Origin of the sequence: Chitinophaga rhizophila, assembly GCF_019492185.1 — a bacterium.
GTDB lineage: Bacteria > Bacteroidota > Bacteroidia > Chitinophagales > Chitinophagaceae > Chitinophaga > Chitinophaga rhizophila.
In genome coordinates, this window is record NZ_JAICCF010000003.1 from 1,028,213 (window position 1) to 1,047,266 (window position 19,054).

General features: G+C 46.4%; 20 protein-coding genes. 17 read left to right on the plus strand and 3 right to left on the minus strand.

Annotation, left to right across the window (positions count from 1 at the left end):
- Positions 1 to 8 precede the first annotated feature (8 nt).
- From K1Y79_RS18755 to K1Y79_RS18770, 4 genes are all read left to right on the plus strand, one after another.
- Positions 9 to 1,061, plus strand: a complete 1,053-nt coding sequence (locus tag K1Y79_RS18755; RefSeq protein ID WP_220251691.1) for a phytase — start codon at positions 9 to 11, stop codon at positions 1,059 to 1,061.
- Between the two features lie 274 nt (positions 1,062 to 1,335).
- Positions 1,336 to 1,932 (plus strand): hypothetical protein, encoded by a 597-nt coding sequence (locus K1Y79_RS18760; protein WP_220251692.1) that lies wholly within the window; start codon positions 1,336 to 1,338, stop codon positions 1,930 to 1,932.
- Positions 1,933 to 1,959: 27 nt separating this feature from the next.
- Positions 1,960 to 2,136, plus strand: coding sequence for a hypothetical protein (locus K1Y79_RS18765; RefSeq protein ID WP_220251693.1), 177 nt, complete (start codon positions 1,960 to 1,962; stop codon positions 2,134 to 2,136).
- A gap of 129 nt (positions 2,137 to 2,265) precedes the next feature.
- The gene (locus K1Y79_RS18770) at positions 2,266 to 4,059 is read left to right on the plus strand and encodes an O-antigen ligase family protein (RefSeq protein WP_220251694.1); all 1,794 of its coding nucleotides are present in this window, start codon (positions 2,266 to 2,268) and stop codon (positions 4,057 to 4,059) included.
- Here the strand turns inward: K1Y79_RS18770 and K1Y79_RS18775 are convergent.
- Complete coding sequence (locus K1Y79_RS18775; protein ID WP_220251695.1) at positions 4,051 to 4,383, minus strand: SdpI family protein; 333 nt, start codon at positions 4,381 to 4,383, stop codon at positions 4,051 to 4,053. The two genes, K1Y79_RS18770 and K1Y79_RS18775, sit on opposite strands and share 9 nt — an antisense overlap.
- Before the next feature lie 90 nt (positions 4,384 to 4,473).
- On the opposite strand from K1Y79_RS18775, the gene K1Y79_RS18780 reads away from it, so the two are divergent.
- The gene (locus K1Y79_RS18780; RefSeq protein WP_220251696.1) at positions 4,474 to 5,040 is read left to right on the plus strand and encodes an SdpA family antimicrobial peptide system protein; all 567 of its coding nucleotides are present in this window, start codon (positions 4,474 to 4,476) and stop codon (positions 5,038 to 5,040) included.
- Entirely contained in the window at positions 5,012 to 6,061 is a 1,050-nt protein-coding gene (locus K1Y79_RS18785) for a sporulation-delaying protein SdpB family protein (RefSeq protein WP_220251697.1), read from the plus strand. The genes K1Y79_RS18780 and K1Y79_RS18785 overlap by 29 nt, the downstream gene beginning before the upstream one ends.
- On the opposite strand, the gene K1Y79_RS18790 is transcribed toward K1Y79_RS18785, so the two are convergent.
- Together K1Y79_RS18790 and K1Y79_RS18795 are read right to left on the minus strand one after the other, a co-directional pair.
- Entirely contained in the window at positions 5,952 to 7,688 is a 1,737-nt protein-coding gene (locus K1Y79_RS18790; RefSeq protein ID WP_220251698.1) for an N-acetylmuramoyl-L-alanine amidase, read from the minus strand. The two genes, K1Y79_RS18785 and K1Y79_RS18790, sit on opposite strands and share 110 nt — an antisense overlap.
- A gap of 86 nt (positions 7,689 to 7,774) precedes the next feature.
- Positions 7,775 to 9,568, minus strand: coding sequence for an acyl-CoA dehydrogenase family protein (locus K1Y79_RS18795; protein WP_220251699.1), 1,794 nt, complete (start codon positions 9,566 to 9,568; stop codon positions 7,775 to 7,777).
- Between the two features lie 72 nt (positions 9,569 to 9,640).
- Between K1Y79_RS18795 and K1Y79_RS18800 the strand changes: the two genes are divergently transcribed.
- From K1Y79_RS18800 to K1Y79_RS18850, 11 genes are all read left to right on the plus strand, one after another.
- Entirely contained in the window at positions 9,641 to 10,444 is an 804-nt protein-coding gene (locus K1Y79_RS18800) for an alpha/beta fold hydrolase (protein ID WP_220251700.1), read from the plus strand.
- A gap of 63 nt (positions 10,445 to 10,507) precedes the next feature.
- Positions 10,508 to 11,650, plus strand: coding sequence for a glycosyltransferase (locus K1Y79_RS18805; RefSeq protein ID WP_220251701.1), 1,143 nt, complete (start codon positions 10,508 to 10,510; stop codon positions 11,648 to 11,650).
- Between the two features lie 4 nt (positions 11,651 to 11,654).
- Complete coding sequence (locus K1Y79_RS18810; RefSeq protein ID WP_220251702.1) at positions 11,655 to 12,800, plus strand: ABC transporter permease; 1,146 nt, start codon at positions 11,655 to 11,657, stop codon at positions 12,798 to 12,800.
- Between the two features lie 57 nt (positions 12,801 to 12,857).
- A complete protein-coding gene (locus K1Y79_RS18815) occupies positions 12,858 to 13,280 on the plus strand; it encodes a hypothetical protein (RefSeq protein ID WP_220251703.1) in 423 nt (140 codons plus the stop codon).
- Positions 13,281 to 13,544: 264 nt separating this feature from the next.
- A complete protein-coding gene (locus K1Y79_RS18820) occupies positions 13,545 to 14,639 on the plus strand; it encodes a glycosyltransferase (RefSeq protein ID WP_220251704.1) in 1,095 nt (364 codons plus the stop codon).
- Positions 14,640 to 14,686: 47 nt separating this feature from the next.
- Entirely contained in the window at positions 14,687 to 15,034 is a 348-nt protein-coding gene (gene gldC / locus K1Y79_RS18825) for a gliding motility protein GldC (protein WP_220251705.1), read from the plus strand.
- A 24-nt stretch (positions 15,035 to 15,058) separates the two neighbouring features.
- The gene (locus K1Y79_RS18830) at positions 15,059 to 15,511 is read left to right on the plus strand and encodes a GatB/YqeY domain-containing protein (RefSeq protein ID WP_220251706.1); all 453 of its coding nucleotides are present in this window, start codon (positions 15,059 to 15,061) and stop codon (positions 15,509 to 15,511) included.
- An 89-nt stretch (positions 15,512 to 15,600) separates the two neighbouring features.
- Positions 15,601 to 16,143: a CvpA family protein gene (locus tag K1Y79_RS18835; protein WP_220251707.1), complete on the plus strand. Its 543-nt coding sequence runs from the start codon at positions 15,601 to 15,603 to the stop codon at positions 16,141 to 16,143.
- Positions 16,144 to 16,214: 71 nt separating this feature from the next.
- The gene (locus tag K1Y79_RS18840) at positions 16,215 to 16,976 is read left to right on the plus strand and encodes an alpha/beta fold hydrolase (RefSeq protein WP_220251708.1); all 762 of its coding nucleotides are present in this window, start codon (positions 16,215 to 16,217) and stop codon (positions 16,974 to 16,976) included.
- 212 nt (positions 16,977 to 17,188) lie between these two features.
- Complete coding sequence (locus K1Y79_RS18845; RefSeq protein ID WP_220251709.1) at positions 17,189 to 17,848, plus strand: CBS domain-containing protein; 660 nt, start codon at positions 17,189 to 17,191, stop codon at positions 17,846 to 17,848.
- Between the two features lie 231 nt (positions 17,849 to 18,079).
- Positions 18,080 to 18,967 (plus strand): NAD kinase, encoded by an 888-nt coding sequence (locus K1Y79_RS18850; RefSeq protein ID WP_220251710.1) that lies wholly within the window; start codon positions 18,080 to 18,082, stop codon positions 18,965 to 18,967.
- The last annotated feature ends 87 nt before the right edge of the window (positions 18,968 to 19,054 follow it).

Sequence of the window (19,054 nt, forward strand, 5' to 3'; positions counted from 1 at the left end):
AAGACATAATGTTAAAGAATATCTTAGCGCCTTTAAGCGGTCTCTTAATCTTCAGTGCATGTCAGGTAAATTCAGCGAAGACCGTGGTAAGGGAAGATGGTATAAAGCCTGCTGTTGTTACACAGGAAACCGGTCACGATACCGACGATCCCGCCATCTGGATCAATAAAACAGATACGTTGAAAAGCCTCATCATAGGCACAGACAAGGATAGTGATGGTGGATTATATGCCTTTGACCTTGAGGGGAAAATCGTCAACAAAGTACTGGGCCTGAAACGCCCTAACAATGTGGACATCGCTTACGGCTTTAAATTGAATGGTCAGCTCATTGATATTGCTGTGCTGACTGAACGCGAAACAAACAGTATCCGCATATTCCGCCTTCCTGATCTCGCACCAATAGATAATGGCGGCATCCAGGTCTTTACCGGAGAAAAAGAGCGTGCACCAATGGGCATCTCTTTGTACACACGGCCTGAAGACAAAGCCATCTTTGCTGTGGTAGGCCGTAAAAGTGGTCCTGCTGAAGGCTACCTCTGGCAGTACCGCCTACTAGATGTGAATGGTGTGGTTAAAGCAAGTTTGGTAAGGAAGTTTGGCGCTTACAGTGGTAAAAAGGAAATCGAATCTATCGCTGTGGATAACCAACTTGGATACATTTATTACTCTGATGAAACTGTCGGTGTACGTAAGTACATAGCCGATCCTGCCAAATGGGATAATAAAGAACGCGCGCTGTTTGCAACAGAAGGATTCGTGTCCGATCATGAAGGTATCTCTATTTACCCTACATCCGATTCTACAGGATATGTACTGGTATCCAATCAGCAGAACAATTCATTCATGGTGTACAGAAGAGAAGGAGAGAATGGTGCCGCGGATGAACATAAGCTGATCGCTGAAATACCAGTATCCACACTGGAAAGTGATGGCTCTGACGTAACAGCTGTACCGCTGGGAAGCAAATTCCCAAAAGGGATGTTTGTTGCGATGAGCAATGGGAAAGTATTCCATTATTATTCCTGGGAAGATATACTAGCGAAGATCAAGGACAAATAGAAGGGAGTTATACAATAGCATCAAGGCGTCTCAATCGGGACGCCTTTTGCTTTTACAGCATGCCTGATATGTTCAGTGCTGATACTTTGCGGATGTCCGCAATAACGTCAGTTGCCCCTGATTATTATCATCTGTGAAGGGAAAAAAAGTATATAATCATACTTTTTTTAGGTTATATTTGTTTGTATACCATTAGACATAACATATACCATTCACACGCCACGAGGACCCATTATGATGAACTAGTCGCTTTGTTCACTTTTAATAAAATACCATGAAGCTCAGTTTAACCCGTAGACCCCTGATGGTCTTTACAATTGTCCTTGCCTGCACAGGCATTGGTTTGGCTTACAATCATCACGCTACAGCCAAAAAGATTACCAAAAAAGACTATTCAGGCGAGGCCCTGTTTGCTGGAATCCTCTTTATGAAAGGGGAAGTGGCCAGTAAAATTCCTATGTGTGTAGACATGCAGCAGATTCTCTCCAAACACCCGGAAATAGGAGAGTCTGATGAGTCAGTAACCCGTCTGATGAACGTCCTGAAACAGGAAGACGCTCATTACTTCGAGCACTTTAAGTCAGTCATTACCAGCGGTGATGTTGCTGCTATTGATCAGGAGCTTGTAGCTGCCGCTAAACTGGTAGAAACAAAGCGCAATGAACTGCAGTTGAAAGCAATATCCAAGGCTGATACCCGCTCAGAAGATCTGGGCATCGACCTGGTGCCAACCAGAGACTTCGACCTTGGCCCTAATGGTGGAAGTGTAAGAGAAGTAGTATTCTCAACCAAGAGTAACGCTCACACTGGCAACCAGTTACACCGGGAAATTCTGGCCTCTCAGATTGCCGAGAATTTTAGCCTCCTGTAACAGGAATACCAATTTCTATCACTCTTTATGATCAGGACGACTTATCTGTCAGCATCGCTGTTGCTGCCAACAGGCACTGCTTTGCCTGTATATGATTGGCCGCCCCCTAATGGCTATTGCCGGAAGCAGTACCGGGTGCTGTCTTCCGGTGATGGTCATGATTACTATATTGCTGTAGTCCCCCAGACTACGCGATATGCATAACTTATACAGTATTATGCCAGGATCATTACCAGCAAATAAAAGCGGCGTTATCCTAGTACGCTGCCATCGACTAAAGCACTGTGCTCACTGCATGCTGCCTTTACGTATTATCCGCAAAGCAGCATTGCCATGGTGGTGAAAACAATTACAATTCTATCTTGCTGCTGCCTCGCTCTTATGCCGTTGGTAGCCTATTATCCGTTACCATTCGTAACTGCCGGAACAGAAGGGCTCATCCTGCTTTTATACTCGTGTATAGTAAGTATCACAGCTGCCTTGTCAGGCAATGCCCGTCCATTATCCCTGTCGCCTGCCATACCGATCTGTGGCCTGATATTATGTGCTTATCTGTTATTGCGTACCGATGTTACCACAGGCTCTCAGCCCGACAAGGCGCTGGTGATGATACCTGCGTTTGCCGGCTTGCTATTTGCCCTTCCTATACTTATCAATCAGACAAATACCAGGCGTCTGCTGATCAACATCATTACGTTGATCACCCTCTTTGAGTCCATTCTCGGACTGCTTCAATTTGCACACTTTGTTGACTACAAGAATACCGACTTTATCGCTGGTGGCTCTATGATGAACCCCGCTGTATATGGTAACTTCCTGTCGTTAGTAATTCCTTTTTTATTTGCTGTACTACTGCTGCGCAAACAGGCAAAGACTACCTCTTTTGTGAGCGCATTATTGACAATTACCCTGCTGTCAGGTATGGCCGCAGTTATGATATCTTCTGCCCGCACTTCCTGGATAGCGATTGCTGCGGGTATAACGGTTGTCCTATTATATCATTACCGGCAGCTGTTATGTCAGCACATACTACATTCCCGAAAACTGACATTGATAACAGCTATGTCATTCATTACTATTGTGGCGATGTTGATGATGTGGTTATTACAGTATAAGTCTGCCTCTACATCCGGCAGGATGTTTATCTACAGACAAAGCCTCAGTCCATTGGCAGCAAATCCGATTACAGGTGTAGGACTTAATAAGTTTGGGGTAGCTTATAATCTGGCACAGGCGGAATACTTCAAACAGTCTACCAGCGATAAAGCAGAAATACTACATGCCGACAATATCAATATAGCACCCGGAGAATGGTTACAACTAAGTGTTGAAGCAGGCCTCATTGGCGTGATACTGGGTCTGCTAGCCTTTGCAGTATTATTATTCATACTGATAAAACAGTTGCGTAGTGCAGATGAGGCGATGATACCACTATATATCGGTGGAATAGGTACGCTTGTAGCGCTATTTTACTGCATGTTGTTTTCCTACCCATTACATACTTATCCTGTCGTTGCCATACTACTGCTGATATTGTCTGTACCACTTAGTGATACAACCGCCATCCGGCAATATCCTGCTGGAGTTTATAGACAATGGATAGCTAAAGGTGTATTAGTAGCTGTATGTAGTGTAGCCCTCAACTGGCAGTTGCGTATTGGCAATGCGGAGCGGAAGTGGCTACACCTGCAGCATAGTACCTTCTGGTTGAACTATAAGGCAATAAAGCCAGAATATGAACAGCTGCTGCACCTGCTTGATAGCAATTTTGAATTTCTGTCAGATTATGCGTCGCTGGCTTATCAAAATGGCGACTACCAGACTTCTCTGCGGGTATTGAATAAGGGCAAAAGATTGTTCAGCAGTTACCTGGCATATATGTATGCCGCATGCTGCTATCAGCAATTGAAAGATACAGATAAGGCATTCACTCAATTCAACATCGCCTGTAATATGGCACCTAACAGATTTCTTCCGAAGTATCGCTTTTTTCTTTTTCTGGTCGAACAAAAGCGATTCAGAGAAGCGGCCATACTCCGGCAGGAAATCAATTCCCTGCCCGTAAAAGTGCCGGGAAAAGAAGTCAGTTTTATAAAAGATAAAGTAAATGAAGTCGTGTTATTGTAAACGCTTTTCCGTACGCAGGAAAATAACCAATACCGCAATGATGACTGATACAGGTGTAAGTATGGATAACAGCAATGTGTTATTCACCAGTAATGCCACTGTTGCACCCGCTACCATCAGTATGATGCCGGAGATTAACAGCAGCTGTGTGGAGTAAGCATTAGCTGTCTTCCAGTTCTGGTCACTCCGCATGGATTTGGTTGTTCTGTAACCGTAAACAGGATTGATATGTGCTGGTGGAAAACGCTTCGTAATAATTGCTGCAACTACGAATATCAGGCCGGGCAAAAATGGAGACATTAACAGCGCTTCGATTAATGGCATACACGTGGGTTTTACTATCTAAAAATAACTGTATTTATCCAATTATGAGACAATATATACTGCTGTTACCAGGTAAAAATGATCTTTCCCATGAATGAAACAAACAGGTTAAGAGCTTTGCTGCTCGTTATTGCGGCAGTTGCTGCGGCCATAATAGTGATGATCGCTATTAACGCTCTGCCGGAAAGCGCTATCAACAGAAATGAAACTTCCCGGGTAAATATGGTCTCGCTTGCACCACAGGGCTGGGCTTTCTTCACCCGTAATGCACGGGAGGAAAAGTATTTTATCTACCAGCAACAACCTGACAGCTCGTGGCAACTGGCCAGTGTACCCGGTGCAAGCCTGCGCTATCTGTTTGGTCTGAACAGGAAGGGGCGTGCATCCTCACTGGAATTGAAAGGATTGGTAGGCCAGACTACGGATAGCATGTGGGTTAATACCAATAAAAAAATTGAGGCCTTTTTTAGTGCTACTGCTACTCCTCTTCCTGTATATGCTGTTAAAAACCGTTGTCCTGACCCGGTATTCACTGGTAATATCCTTATTCAGAAAAGGCAGCTGGTGCCCTGGGCATGGGCGAACCTGAACCGTGAAGTTATTATGTCATCCAAAGTAGTAAAATTGTATGTTCAACATGTTCCTGCAAAGCATTGATAAGGTGGCTGCCCGGCTGGCGGCTACCAGTGTACACACCAATACGCTGGGATTGGCAAGAAGCATCATTGCGGCCAGCTTACTGTTAACGCTGCTCTTTAACACGCCCGAGACGCTGTTTCGTCCTGCCGGCGTTGCTAACGAAATACTCTCCCAGACAGATACGCTCTACTTTAATAAAATCAACTTCTTTAACCTGTTGCCGTTTGCCTGGTTCAACTGGCTCCGGGCGGTAGCAATCATTGTTCTCATTGTTGTCATTGCCGGCTGGCGGCCTAAATACACCTGCATCTTACATGCCTGGATCGCTATCAGTTTTACCAATGCCGCCATTATTATCGAAGGCGGCGACCAGATAGCTGCTAACCTCTCACTGCTGCTGGTGCCTATCTGCCTTACTGACAACCGCTCTTCACATTGGGATACTACTCCTGCGGAGGGTACCTTCAGAAAGGAAAAGAACCTGGTCGCTACTTTTTTCTACTGGCTGATCCGGCTGCAGGTAGCGCTGATCTATTTCCATGCTGCTATTGGGAAAATGCCGATGGCAGAGTGGGCCAATGGCACGGCTGTATATTACTGGTTTAACGATCCTGTATTTGGTATGACGCCGCTGATACGTACTGTGCTGGATCCTGTGTTAAAGAATGCTGTTGGTGTAGTATTAATTACCTGGGGAGTACTCTTGCTGGAGATATTGCTGTTTATGACGCTTGTTATGAGTAAAAAGCACTGGAAACCATTCCTGGTGGCGGGCATTTTCTTTCATCTGTCCATCATTGTGGTGCATGGACTGTTTTCCTTCTTCCTGTCTATGGCTGGCGCATTGATCCTGCTGGTGGGCAGGGTAGATACCAACTTTACGCCATGGCGGCTCTCATGGCGTAAAGCGGTAGCTTATAAGTTTAAATTTACTTCGCAGCGTCCTGCAGAAAATCCTTCAGTCCCTGCACTATCTTATCCGCCAGCACCAAACGGAACTGCTCATCAAGAATACGCATCTCATCTTCCGGAGAACTGAGAAATAACGTTTCTATCAGGGCAGATGGCATTTCGGTGGGCATGTTCAGAATGAAGTTGAAGTTCGCGTTATTCTTGAAGTCTGCCAGACCTGTTTCCAGCAGGCGGTTATGTATAAAGCGGTTCAGCGGCTCGCAGAACGGATACTTGTAGTAGTTGGCCGTTCCTTTTATATCCACCGGATTCACTGAAGAGTTCATATGTATACTCAGCAGCAGGTCTGGTGCAAGTTGCCTGTAGTTGTATAACCTTGCCTGGTTATCTACAAACATATCGCTCATACGGGTGGTAATAACACGTGCGCCCTCTTTTTCCAGCGCGGCTTTTACCAGCAGACTAAGGTTCAGTGCCAGCTGTTTTTCAGCAATGCCCATTGCCCCGGCAGTGCCTACATTGCCGCCGCCATGACCGGCATCCAGCCCGATAGTCATGCCTTTTAGCTGCAGATTGGCCGGCTGATGCCTGATGCGTATGGTAAGACGGTTACTGTCGGCATAATATATCTTGTAACCCCATGGTTGTTTGTTAACCAGTGATACCGCCACCCGGAATACATCCGGACTAACCTGCTGCCAGTCTATCCGGCTGATCTCTCCCGTGCTTTGTGTAGTTGGGAGAAAGCCGGGTTCCGATATAGCGCCGTGAATATCTACCGTAATCTTACCAGGATTTACTTCCTGGGTAGAGAGATAAGGTAGCTTTTCTGCCAGTCCTACCGAGATATAGTCATATTGTTTGTCGCTCCATACCCGTACATCGTCAGCAATACTTTGTGGTACCTGTTCTGTCAGGGTCATGGTATCTACCAGGGCCTCAGGTATGTAGGCAAACTGGCTTTTGCTCAGCTTTACCCGGTAGTGACTACCTTCTTTTCCTGTAATATGCAGCAGTACATCCCGGTCAAGGTACCCTATCTTTTCAGGTCCCAGGCGGTCGCCGTCAGGAGAGATGGTCAGATAGGTCATGTCGTCTATGGTGCGCCCTACCAGTTGTGTGTTACGCTGATAAGTGTAGCGGAAGTTGCCTGGTAAAACTGCCGTTTGTCCCCTGTCTTTCAGGTATACATTGACCTTGCCGTTCAGCAGGGAATCTGCTTCTGTCAATACATAGTAACCGGCATAGAAGCCGGGTATACCGCCTGACTGTCCTGCAGGTAGTTCTGGTATAGATCTTCCGTTAAACCAGCTGGCCTGTCCTCCCGGATACCCTTTCATCCTGACCCGCAAGGTATCGCCTGCAGAGAGGATGGTATTGGTCTTAGGTGATATATTGACGTAGTCTATCCGGAAGGATGGTGTCACCCTTACCGGTGGTGGCGAAGTGAAATAAACATTGTAGGTACGTGATACAAATTTGCCTGTGCTGTCTGTAGATGATAGCACAAAAAGGTTCTTACCTGGTTTAAGCTCACGTTTGATAGCGAAAACGCCGTTGGGATATACACGGATGCTGTCATTGTTGAGCAGCACTTTGCACCCTGTACAGGTGCGTCCGGACCAATAGTGCTTTGAACTGCCGGTATTAATTTCTGTTCTGAGTGGCTGGGCCATCTTCAGAAATGCTTGTGCATGTAGTTGCAGACCTGTATATGCTGTTTGTAACAGTAGTAGTAATGCGAATCTCCTCATAATCCCGCGACGATATAAACAAAAAAAAGTGCCATCCGCTCTTACGGATGGCACGTCGAAAGTATTGAAAAATTGCGATGGTCTGATTACCAGGCGTATTTATTTTCTGCGATTAATTTGTCGGCTATACGGCGTCGGGCATCTCTGGTGTTAAACGGCGCTACTTTCGTAAAGCGTTTTACTCCCAGCAGCATCATTCTTTGCTCGTCGCCGCTACCAAATGAATTAATAGCATCTTTTGCATACTTGTTAATACGGTCTGCGGCATCGTTGATGTAGGTACGTACGATGTCTGCCTGTAGTGCGTTAGCCTCTTCACCTTCCAGTTCCACACGTTTCAGAAGGCGCAGCAATGCACTTTCCGCCTCGAATGTAGCAATGGCCATATCTGCGATGTTCATCAGGATCTCCTGTTCCTGCTGGATCTCCTGCATCAGTTTCTGTACTGCGCCACCTGCTACCAGCAGTATTGCTTTTTTGAAATTCTGTAGCACTTTCTTTTCCGCAGCAAATGGCGTTTCATCATCATTGCCGAAATCGGGAATACTCATGAGTTCTTTCATGACGTTCATCGCTGGATTCATAAGGTCCAGGCGTCCTTTCAGGGCACGTTTCAGCGTCATATCCAGCGCCAGCAGACGGTTAATCTCGTTGGTGCCTTCAAAAATACGGTTGATACGGCTGTCCCGGTAGGCTTTGGAAATAACATATTCATCACTGAATCCGTTACCGCCATGTATCTGTACGCCTTCGTCCACGGCAAAATCCAGCGCTTCTGAGCCTGATACCTTCAGAATTGCGCACTCCACTGCATATTCTTCTGCAGCTCCCAGGAGGGCTTCTGCGAATGGTTTGCCTGCAGCCAGCAATTCTTTCTCTTTATCATCAATGAGTTGTGCGGTGCGGTACAACGCTGATTCAGACACCCAGTTCCTGATCACCATTTCGCCCAGCTTGTGCTTGATAGCGCCGAAATTGGCAATTGGCTGCTTGAACTGCTCGCGGGTATTTGCATACTGCACCGTGATGGTCGTCACGTTTTTGGCTGCACCTACTGCCGCTGCACAAAGTTTCAGACGGCCGATGTTCAGGATATTGAAGGCGATAAGATGACCTTTGCCGATTTCGCCCAGCACATTTTCAACAGGCACCTGCGCATCCTGGAAATAGATCTGCCTGGTGGACGATCCTTTGATACCCATTTTATGCTCCTCTGCACCTAAGGTAAAGCCGGGAGTGTCTTTATCTACAATGAACGCGGTAAATTGTTCCCCGTCTATTTTGGCAAATACGGTAAACACATCTGCGAATCCCGAGTTGGTAATCCAGCATTTCTGTCCGTTCAATATATAGAATTTGCCATCGTCAGACAGCTTTGCAGTCGTTTTTGCACTCAGCGCATCCGAGCCGGAGTTAGGCTCCGTCAGTGCGTAAGCCCCTTTCATTTGTCCGCTACCCAGTGCAGGGATGTATTTCTGTTTCTGGGCTTCTGTGCCAAAGTACAGGATAGGCAGGGAACCAATACCTGTATGGGCCGCCATCGCTACGGAGAAGGAATGGCCTGCGCCCAGCGCTTCGTTGATCAATGTGGCGGTTACAAAATCTTTCCCCAGCCCACCGTATTCCTCCGGAAATGCCGCGCCCAGCAGGCCCAGTTCCCCGGCTTTATCCAGCAGGGAAGGCATCAGCCCTTCCTCCAGTTTATCAATACGGTCCAGTACGGGAGAAACTTCTTTGGTTACAAACTGTTCTGCCATCTCTTTGATCATCCGTTGCTCCTCATTGAAGTCTTCGGGTGTAAAAACTTCGCTGGCAGGGGTTTCTTTAACGAGGAATTCCACGCCTTTCAAGGCATGTTTGTTATCAACTGTAGCGTCCATCCTGAATTTTTTTTGGTCCTATTGTAATTTACTTGTTTTAGGGCAAATGACAAAAGTTGATACATTTGTAACATGTCTTCCTTTTTTCTGCCATATCTGAAAAGCCATTTTCATACTATTCGTCATGGAACAGGAGAAGAATTGCTCATTTGTCTGCATGGTTTTGGAGAGAATGCTACGAGTTTCAGCAGGTTACAACATTCGCTCGGTGTCCACTTCACCATTGTGTCACTGGACCTCCCGCTGCATGGACAGACAGAATGGAGAGAAGAAAGGCCCTTTACAATGGAAGATCTGAAAGCAGTAATATTACTCATGCTGCAACATTACCACTTTAAGACCTTCTCACTTGCCGGCTACAGCATGGGCGGCAGGGTGTCTCTTTGTGTAGTACAGCAACTGGCAGAAAGGATTGACAGACTTTACCTGCTGGCCCCCGATGGGCTGAAAGATAATCGCTGGCATATGTTTGCCACGCAGACCGCCCTGGGGAAACGCCTGTTTAAGTATTGTACGTACCATCCGCAGCTGTTCTACGGATTGCTGCATCTGGGGCGAAAACTCCGGTTCATCAGCCGTGGCTTCCATAAATTCACTTACAATAGCATGGATACACTGGCCAAAAGGGAACGGGTGTATTTTGTATGGACCTGTATGGGACAAATGCTGCCCGACCGGGATATCTGCAAGCAGCAACTGAAAAAATACCGTGTTCAGACATTGCTGCTCTTCGGAAAATATGACCGCGTCATACCCCCGGCCCTGGGCGTACGCTTTATGGATGGCACCTTCCCCTGTGAAATGCAGGTACTGGAATGCGGGCACCACCTCATTAACGACGATGCCGGTGACGCTATGCTCTCATTTAGTTTTTAACAAATTAATATCAACATACCATCTGCTGCAGAAAAGTAACGCTGCAGCCTATCGCAACAGTTTATGTACATTATATTATCGATCCTGTCTTTGTTAGGTGTTATCTACGGTTATCTGATGTTTCGTTACGGACAGGGTTGGAAACGTCTACAGTCTTTCAAGCCACTCAATTCTGTATCCGGCCGTACCAGGGTCACAGTCATTATTCCTGCCAGGGACGAAGCTGATAATCTTCCGCCTCTATTGCAGGCGTTGAAAGCACAGACTTACCCGGATACATTATTTGAAGTAATTGTTATTGATGATTTTTCTGCGGACGCTACTCCTGATATCGTACGTAATTTTACCGCTGCCAACGTCCATCTGCTGCAACTGAGCCAGCATCTGAGTGCAGCGCAACGTCTTAATTCCTACAAGAAAAAGGCGATTGAAATGGCGGTAGAACGCGCTACCGGGGATATTATTATGACTACTGACGCCGACTGTGTAATGGGGCCGGAATGGATCACCCGTATGGTACAGTTCTATGAAACTTACCAGCCGAAATTTATTGCAGCGCCTGTAAGTTTCTATAAGGAAGATAACTTCTTTAAAGCGCTGCAGTCGCTGGATTTTATGACGATGCAGGGCATCACCGGGGCCCTGGCTGCCCTCAAGGCAGGTACCATGTGTAATGGCGCAAACCTGGCATATGAACGGAAAGTTTTTTACGAGGTCGGCGGCTTTAAGGGAATTGACAATATTGCCTCCGGAGATGATATGCTGCTCATGTTTAAAATATACCGCGCCTATCCGGATGGCGTATTGTATATGAAAAGCGAAGAAGCAATTGTTCGTACCCTGCCCGTCGATACCTTTAGGGCATTCATGCATCAGCGTATACGCTGGTCTTCAAAAGCAGATAAATACGACGATAAACGCCTGATATGGGTGCTGGCGCTGGTATACTTCTGGAATGTAAGCCTGTTGCTGGCCGGCGTTGCCGCTTTATTCATTCCTGGCTGGTGGCCCATGGTACTCGGCCTGCTGATCTATAAAGTGCTGGTGGAATTTTACTTCCTCATACCTGTAGCCGGTTTCTTCGGCAAAACTTCTTTACTGTCAAGGTTTATTCCAGGCCAGTTGTTTCATATTCCTTACATTGTAGTGGCAGGATGGTTAGGGAAATTTGGTTCCTACCAGTGGAAGGGACGAAAAGTTAAATAATACAATGACCGATCATAACACCCATGCATCATTTGGCAACCGGGCCTGGAAACGACTGCGACGTAATAAAGGCGCTGTTGCCGGCATGGTGCTGATCCTCATCGCTGTTATAGTCAGTATACTCGCTTACATCATTGCGCCAGATGGTACTCCGTATGCCAACAGGATGATGCTGGAAACCGGCGGACAAAAACCCGGGTTCCGTATCGCATTGCTGGCCATTAAACAGGACCGGCAGGTGCCCCATACCGGCTTTTTCTCCCGGCTGCTCAACGGGCAACCGGATACCGTTACCTACATCCCTATCCGTCACTGGCGCTTTGAAGGAGCGTCGGTCATCGTAGACCGCTACCTGGACGAAGAAGAAACGATGCCCGAAACATATAGCCTTAGCCGGGTACTGTATGCACAGGAAATACCCGCAGGTACCCGTTTAAAGGAATGGCAGGAAGCAGTGACTGCGCATCACATACTTACACATACTTACCACCTGGGTTCAGACAAGTTTGGAAGAGATATCCTCAGCAGATTGCTGGTAGGCACCCGCGTCAGCCTGAGTGTTGGCTGTATTGCCGTCCTGATATCGCTTACCATTGGTATACTGCTGGGTGCAATAGCGGGTTATTTCCGGGGAATAACAGATGACCTGGTGATGTGGCTGGTGAACGTTATCTGGTCAGTGCCTACTTTATTACTGGTTTTTGCTATCACTTTGGCGCTAGGTAAGGGCTTCTGGCAGGTATTTATTGCCGTCGGCCTCACCATGTGGGTGAATGTGGCCAGGATTATCCGGGGGCAGGTGCTGGCACTGCGCGAAATGCCCTTTATAGAAGCTACTAAAGCACTGGGCTTCGGCCATACCCGTACCATCGCACGCCACATACTACCCAATATCCTGGGACCTGTGATGGTAGTGGCCGCCGGTAATTTTGCCACCGCTATCGTAGTAGAAGCCGGCCTTAGTTTCCTGGGCGTAGGCGTACAACCCCCGCAGCCATCGTGGGGGCTGATGATCAAGGAGAATTACAACTTTATTATTACACACAACCCTATGCTTGCACTCATTCCGGGACTTGCTATTATGGCAATGGTGCTGGCCTTTAACCTCTTGGGAAATGGCCTCCGGGATGCCATGGATGTGCGGCAGTAAACACTTGGATCGCATTAAAAAAACTATTAATTTTACGTTCATCCACAATTTTTTACTATGCCTTTGAAATCATATCTTTTCGTCGCCCTTGCTTTCGTAGGGCTGACTTTGACAGCCTGTAGCAAGAAAGGAGCAATTGAACCTAAACCAGAGGAAGAAGGATTGAAAGCCGTATTGGAAAATGTAGCAGAAGGTCAGTTTTCCGCAGCGCCTGGCAGCAGTTATACTTTCCAGGTGAAAGTTACCTCTAAGATGCCTGAAATGGGTGTTAACGTTAAAGTTGATGCGATTACAGATCCCGGCGGGATTGTCTTCCCACAAAATCCGGTCGCTACCTCAAAAGATAGTATTATCAACATTACCCTGGTAGGATTGGAGCCGATCCGTACAGTCAAAGTTTCCCTGACTATCACATCTGCCGGTAATGAGAAAAATTCTATTCCCAAAGTATTCTGGATTACCAACAAATCAGATGAATAACGTTTAAATAGTATCAGATATAAAATAGCTTAAAAGAGCCGGATCCTCCACCAGTAAGGATTCGGCTCTTTTCTTATAATAGGGGAGAAGACAGGACGAACAAGCGACGAACAAGCGGCGAAGAAGCGACGAACAAGTATCAGGTCGGGCAGGTGGTGCCAATGGAGATTTTTAATACTATTTTAACCACCTAAGCAATGAATTGTATCCGGGCTATACTTATTTCTCCCTAGCTTTGCACCTGCAGAATAAGTAGCCAAAATTATGCGTATAGGAGTGAATGCTTCCTGCCTGTTGCAGGATAAGCCTGCCGATACAGGTAATATAGTCAGAGAGTTATTGTCAGGGTTATGCCGGCAGCATCCGGAACACAGTTTTATCCTGTTTTTTGATCAGACGCCGCCAGCGGATTTACAATGGCCTGCCAATGTAACTACGGAGGTAATACCCGTAAAGGGACCGCAGGAATGGCGGCGGTACATCTGGCTGGAATGGAAGCTGGTTGCCGCATTAAAGAAGCATCACCTGGATCTGTTTCTCGGGTTGGATGGCCGGATACCGCTGCGTAGCAAGACGCCTGCACATCTGTTGATAACAGATATGGGTTTCCTGCACGGAGCCGCAGGTATTACCGTTGCCGAACAGCGTTTCCTGCAGAAAAACGTGATCAAATATATCCATCAGGCAAAAAAGGTAATTGTTTTATCAGCTTCGCTGAAGACCGACGTTTTGCAATATGCGCCTGAAGCAGCAGGCAAAATTGAGGTGTTAAAACCCGCAGTTGATGCCAGCTACCGCCCCCTTGAATGGGAGGAGCGGGAAGAAGTGAAGGAAACCTATGCCGGTCGGGTAGAATATTTTGCCGTAGTAGGCCGTATTCATCCCAGAAATAACCTGATGCCGTTGCTGAAGGCATTTTCAGCGTTAAAGCGTCGGTTGCATTCCAATATGAAATTGCTGCTGATCGGGTCATCTACCGCAGCCGGCCAGGAGATAACAGACGGACTGGCTAGTTACAAGTACCGGAATGACGTGGTGTTGTTGCCGGATACTGACCAGGAGACCCTGGCAAAAATTGTAGCCGGCGCATATGCACTGGTATATATGCCCCGTTTTGACGGCGTGGCAATGCCTGTATATGCCGCTATGCAGAGCGAGGTGCCGGTAATAGCGCTGGAAGGCCGTGCCGCCAGGGAAGCAGGAGGAGAGGCCGTACTGTTTGCCGACCCTGAAAGCCTGGAAGACCTGGCAGATAAAATGTGCCTGCTATATAAGGATGAACAGCTCAGAAGCCGGTTACTGGCAAATATTAAAAAGGCCGACTGGTCTGTAGCGTTTGAAGCGCTGATTACAGATTAGTCAATTAATACTAAATTTGCGGTTCTTAAAATTGAAGAATAATAATCATGGGAAAAACATCTACCATACAGATTCAGGTAGCCCTGGACGATGACAGGATACCTGAGAAGATAGAGTGGAGAGCGACTGACAGCTCTGAAGCAGACCGTTTCCAGCAGGCCAAAGCAATGATGGTCGCTTTCTGGGATGGTGGTGACAAGACCGCCCTGCGTATAGACTTATGGACTAAGCAAATGATGGTGGATGAAATGGCAGATTTCTTCTTTCAGACAATGATGACCATGGCAGATACCTATCAGCGCGCTACTCCATACAAGGATCAGGCGGATGAACTCCGTGCATTTGCAAAAGACTTCTACAAGAAGTTTGAAGAAAAGCAGAAGCTGGAAAAATAAGCCATAACCTTAAAACAACCACATATGTCATTAGAACTAAATATCAATGCTGCAATTAAGGCAGCGATGCTGGCAAAGAGTGAAGCTGAGCTGCGTGCACTGCGCGCTATCAAGGCGGCTTTACTACTGGCTAAAACAGCAGAAGGTGGTGGGGGAGAGCTGACTGAGGCAGATGAGACAAAACTGCTGCAGAAGCTGGCCAAACAGCGGAAGGATTCGCTGGAAATTTTCCGTCAGCAAAACCGTGAAGACCTGGCAGTAAAAGAAGAGGAAGAACTGGTAGTGATTGAAAAATACCTGCCTAAGCAGATGGATGAAGCTGAGCTGAGAGCTGCTATTTCAGAAATTATCGCAACAACAGGTGCCAGTTCCCCTGCCGATATGGGCAAGGTGATGGGAGCAGCTACCAAACAATTGGCCGGTAAGGCAGATGGTAAAGCTATCTCTGCACTGGTGAAAGAGTTGTTAGCCAAATAATTAGCTACAGGGCAGGGTGAGGGTAGTTTGTTATTCACAACTGCCTTTACCCGGTTCCTGTTCTTTCCCTTTTTTATCCTATTGAAATCATGGGCATAGATATAGTTTTCGCCATCCTCTTGGTCCTGGCTATTTATAAGGGATACAGCCGGGGGCTTATCGTAGCCGTTTTCTCCTTTATTGCGGTTACGCTGGGACTGGCAGCTGCACTGAAATTAACCACAGTCACTGCCCTGTATGCACAGAAGCATTGGGAAATACACACCCGCTGGTTGCCCGTACTGTGCTTTATCGTACTTTTTGTTGGCGTTGTTTTTATTGTCCGGTTCGGAGCTTCACTTATTCAGAAAATGGTGGAGGCCGCTATGATGGGCTGGTTAAACAAATTAGGTGGAATTATATTATATAGTGCTATCTTTATCACAGCATATAGTATCCTTTTATGGATAGCTAATCAACTGTACTGGTTAAGCCCGGAAATCAAGATGCAATCTGTAGTCTATCCTTACATAGCGCCTCTTGGTCCGGCTATGATGAATATCTGGGGCAAAATAGTGCCGTTATTTAAGGATATATTCGAAAATCTTCAGTCATTTTTTGACAATGCAGCTAAGCAAATTGAAGCTACTTAGCTCGCTTCAAAGATTATTTGAATTAATAAAAAGAATTATTTTAGCGCAAAATTGACTTTCAAGCTTTGGCAATGGTTTACGAAATAAAAACACAGGGAAAGTTTAAATACATCGAGGAAGGTGAGGGGGAGCCGTTGGTGCTGCTGCATGGTTTATTCGGTGCAATGAGCAACTTTGGTGGTCTGATCGATTACTTCAGGAACTACAACAAGGTTGTGGTACCGCTTTTGCCTCTGTTTGATCTGAATATTCTGGATACCTCTGTAGCAGGATTAGCGAAGTATGTGCACAGGTTTGTGGAAACAATGGGGTATAAAAACGTACACCTGCTGGGTAACTCCCTGGGTGGTCATGTTGGATTAGTGTACCTGCTGAAACATCCTGAAGCGCCCGTTAAATCATTAACGCTGACTGGCAGCTCCGGTCTGTTTGAGAATGGTATGGGGGAAACTTATCCGAAAAGGGGTGACTACGAGTATATCCGTAAGAAGACCGAGCTCACGTTCTATGATCCGGCAATGGCTACCAAAGAGCTGGTAGACGAAGTATTTGACATTACTACCAACCGCCTGAAGGTGATTAAAATTATCACCCTGGCTAAATCAGCTATCCGTCACAACCTCGGGGAAGAGCTCCGTGAGATCAAGATACCTACGCTGCTCGTTTGGGGGCTGAACGATACGGTAACTCCACCAATGGTAGGAGAAGAGTTTAAGAAACTCATACCTAACTCTGAATTGCATTTCATTGATAAATGTGGCCACGCACCAATGATGGAGAGACCAGAGGAGTTTAACAAGATTCTGCATCCTTTCCTGGATAGCCTGAAATAAACCTACATGAGATAAGATATTAAAACACGAGGCTGCACCATCAGGTGCAGCCTCGTGTTTTAATGCTTAATTCCTGAGCTGTATACCAAACCAATTCTATCCTGCGTTTCGTATATAACTACAAGTCCTCTCCACTTATCATAAATATGCTATCCCTTAACCGGGGTTCGCGATTCTTTTCTTATTATTGTATCATAATAGCTCACAACACAATGCTGGCAAGAGATCTCATATCAACCGTCGTTCCTATTCTGCATCCTTTGGATCCGGGTTCGAGAGCCCTGCGCCTGATGAATGAATATCATCTGACGCAACTGCCGCTCGTGTTGGAGAATAAGTATCTGGCACTTGTAGAGGAAGATGATATCCTCGACCTGGAAGATCCTGAGATAGCATTGGAGAATATGGAATACAATGGCCCTAAACCGGCCGTTACTGAAAACGCACACTTCTTTGAAGCCGTACGGCTGTTTCATGAAATGAAACTGGCAGTACTGCCTGTGATCAGTCACGAGAAGGAATATATAGGCGTGCTTACCAAGGATAGTCTGATGACCGCCCTTGCCCAATATAATGGCGTCAAGGAACATGGGGGTATACTGGCACTGGACCTGGATCCCCGGGATTACAGCCTCAGTGAAATAGCTCGTATAGCAGAGTCAAATGATGTGACGCTGTTAAGTGTAAATACCATCACGTATCCTTCAGGACGGCTGGAAGTACTGCTGAAGACTAACCGCCAGGAGCTACACGGGCTGGTAGCCACCTTCGAGAGATTTAATTATATCATTAAGTATACCATTACTGAAGAGCAGGAGGAAGACCTCCTTAAGAAAAACTATGATCTGCTGATGAACTATATCAGCATGTAATTGTTCTATCATGCTCAGTAAAACGTAAGGCATAGCGGTGAACCGTTATGCCTTTCATTTTTTTACCTGCCGGATAATAGCCGCTATCTGCGCGTTGGCGCTGCAACGTTATAGATTGATTGCTGTTACACATGCGTTTGCAGGCTGTATTTTAGGCTAATATACGCTTCCTGCTAATGTATCCCTGAAGAATAGCGTATCCGGTTAAAAAAGGCTAATTTTACCCCCATTATGCATATTGCTATTTACAGCCGAGGATTTGTTAAAGAAGACCTGCCCATTATACAGTTATTATTGGACGAGCTGGCGCGGGTGGAAATGGAGACGGTGCTTTATCAGCCTTTCCTGGAGTCACTGAGTCCGTATATCAACTTCGCTAAAGTGCCGGATACATTCTGCTGTGCCGGCGACCTGCATGGTAAGGCCGATATTCTGGTCAGCCTGGGAGGTGATGGTACTTTGCTGGATACAGTATGTTATGTGCGTGATACAAATGTGCCGGTGTTAGGTATCAACTTTGGCCGTCTTGGTTTCCTGGCCAGTATTGGTAAAGATGCTATCAACGCAGCTGTACAGGCGCTGAAGCAGCGTACCTATATCGTTGACAAGCGCGCGCTGCTGCACCTGGATTCTAACGTAGGCCTGTTCGGTGAAGTGCCTTATGCACTGAATGACTTTACTATCCACAAGAAGGATACCTCTGCAATGATCAAGATCCATACGTACCTGAATGGTGAATTTCTGAACACCTACTGGTCTGACGGACTGATTGTGGCTACCCCGACCGGGTCTACCGGTTATTCACTGAGTTGTGGCGGTCCGGTGGTATTTCCCGATGCGGGCAGTTTTGTGATTACCCCGGTAGCACCGCATAACCTGAACGTGCGGCCGATCATTGTACCCAACAACCATGTGATCTCATTTGAGGTAGAAGGGCGGAGTGATCAGTTCCTTTGTACACTGGATTCAAGAATGGAAACAATTGATAATACCGTGCAGCTTGCTATTAAGAAAGAAGAATTTAAAATCAGCCTGTTACGGCTGGATGATAGCAATTTTCTGCATACATTGCGGAATAAGTTGTTGTGGGGAATAGACACAAGGAATAGATTAAAATAATTATATCTATCAAGAGAATTGCAAATTAGCGCATTAAGAAATTTCATTACATTTGTTTGATTTATTTAATACCAAAAGCAGGGATAA

Excerpts from the sequence above, each read along its gene's own strand:
- K1Y79_RS18755 (WP_220251691.1), top strand. The coding sequence starts at position 9 with ATGTTAAAGAATATCTTAGCGCCTTTAAGCGGTCTCTTAATCTTCAGT.
- K1Y79_RS18760 (WP_220251692.1), top strand. The coding sequence starts at position 1,336 with ATGAAGCTCAGTTTAACCCGTAGACCCCTGATGGTCTTTACAATTGTC.
- K1Y79_RS18765 (WP_220251693.1), top strand. The coding sequence starts at position 1,960 with ATGATCAGGACGACTTATCTGTCAGCATCGCTGTTGCTGCCAACAGGC.
- K1Y79_RS18770 (WP_220251694.1), top strand. The coding sequence starts at position 2,266 with ATGGTGGTGAAAACAATTACAATTCTATCTTGCTGCTGCCTCGCTCTT.
- K1Y79_RS18775 (WP_220251695.1), bottom strand. The coding sequence starts at position 4,383 with ATGCCATTAATCGAAGCGCTGTTAATGTCTCCATTTTTGCCCGGCCTG.
- K1Y79_RS18780 (WP_220251696.1), top strand. The coding sequence starts at position 4,474 with ATGAATGAAACAAACAGGTTAAGAGCTTTGCTGCTCGTTATTGCGGCA.
- K1Y79_RS18785 (WP_220251697.1), top strand. The coding sequence starts at position 5,012 with ATGTTCAACATGTTCCTGCAAAGCATTGATAAGGTGGCTGCCCGGCTG.
- K1Y79_RS18790 (WP_220251698.1), bottom strand. The coding sequence starts at position 7,688 with ATGAGGAGATTCGCATTACTACTACTGTTACAAACAGCATATACAGGT.
- K1Y79_RS18795 (WP_220251699.1), bottom strand. The coding sequence starts at position 9,568 with ATGGACGCTACAGTTGATAACAAACATGCCTTGAAAGGCGTGGAATTC.
- K1Y79_RS18800 (WP_220251700.1), top strand. The coding sequence starts at position 9,641 with ATGTCTTCCTTTTTTCTGCCATATCTGAAAAGCCATTTTCATACTATT.
- K1Y79_RS18805 (WP_220251701.1), top strand. The coding sequence starts at position 10,508 with ATGTACATTATATTATCGATCCTGTCTTTGTTAGGTGTTATCTACGGT.
- K1Y79_RS18810 (WP_220251702.1), top strand. The coding sequence starts at position 11,655 with ATGACCGATCATAACACCCATGCATCATTTGGCAACCGGGCCTGGAAA.
- K1Y79_RS18815 (WP_220251703.1), top strand. The coding sequence starts at position 12,858 with ATGCCTTTGAAATCATATCTTTTCGTCGCCCTTGCTTTCGTAGGGCTG.
- K1Y79_RS18820 (WP_220251704.1), top strand. The coding sequence starts at position 13,545 with ATGCGTATAGGAGTGAATGCTTCCTGCCTGTTGCAGGATAAGCCTGCC.
- gldC (WP_220251705.1), top strand. The coding sequence starts at position 14,687 with ATGGGAAAAACATCTACCATACAGATTCAGGTAGCCCTGGACGATGAC.
- K1Y79_RS18830 (WP_220251706.1), top strand. The coding sequence starts at position 15,059 with ATGTCATTAGAACTAAATATCAATGCTGCAATTAAGGCAGCGATGCTG.
- K1Y79_RS18835 (WP_220251707.1), top strand. The coding sequence starts at position 15,601 with ATGGGCATAGATATAGTTTTCGCCATCCTCTTGGTCCTGGCTATTTAT.
- K1Y79_RS18840 (WP_220251708.1), top strand. The coding sequence starts at position 16,215 with ATGGTTTACGAAATAAAAACACAGGGAAAGTTTAAATACATCGAGGAA.
- K1Y79_RS18845 (WP_220251709.1), top strand. The coding sequence starts at position 17,189 with ATGCTGGCAAGAGATCTCATATCAACCGTCGTTCCTATTCTGCATCCT.
- K1Y79_RS18850 (WP_220251710.1), top strand. The coding sequence starts at position 18,080 with ATGCATATTGCTATTTACAGCCGAGGATTTGTTAAAGAAGACCTGCCC.